Raw genomic sequence first — 812 nt, forward strand, 5'->3', positions numbered from 1 at the left:
AGCTGCAAAAGAATCTTGAGCGTGCGGTGACCACTGGTATCAAAACCCTTGATCGAAAGCAGTCAGCAGGAACCGCCAAGCTTGAAGCCGGCGCAGTGATCACCGAGGTTGGTACCGGTGAAGTGATGGCTTTACTTGGTGGTAGAAATCCACGTTATCACGGATTTAATAGAGCGCTTGATGCGGAGCGCGCTGTCGGTTCGCTCATTAAGCCTGCTATTTATCTAGCGGCGTTAGAGCAACCTGAACGCTACCAACTGGCGACTCGAATTACCGATTCTCCCTTTGCGCTAGAATTTGAGAATGGAGAGCGTTGGACGCCAAGCAATTTCGACAATAAGGTTCACGGCGAGGTGGCGATTGTCGAAGCCCTTGCTAATTCTTATAACTTAGCGGCTGCTAGGCTTGGTGTTGATATCGGCCTAACTCGAGTCCATGAGAGCTTGCGAAGACTTGGAGTAAGCGAAGCCCTAAACCCCTATCCCTCGCTGCTTCTTGGCGCGCAGTCGATGACGCCTTTTGACGTTGCCAAGTTCTATCAAACCATCGCCAGTAATGGATTTAATATGCCTCTGCGCGCGATTCGTGAAGTGGCGAATCACCAAGGTGAATTGCTTTCACGTTTTACTTTTGAGGTCGAACAGGTGATTTCTCCCCAAGCGAGTTATCTATTGCAAAGTGGGATGCAAGAGGCGATGCGCAATGGCACCGGACGTTCAGCCTATCAGTCCTTGCCGAGTCAGCTATTAACTGCCGGTAAAACTGGAACGACGAATGATTTTCGCGATAGCTGGTTTGCCGGATTTTCAGGC

Annotated in this window: 1 protein-coding gene; it reads left to right on the forward strand. The window is 50.4% G+C overall.

Annotation, left to right across the window (positions count from 1 at the left end; translation table 11 throughout):
• The coding region (locus tag A3750_RS24625) for a transglycosylase domain-containing protein (RefSeq protein ID WP_255374904.1) at nt 1-812 on the forward strand (812 nt) is incomplete at both ends.

The organism is Oleiphilus sp. HI0079 (assembly GCF_001635105.1).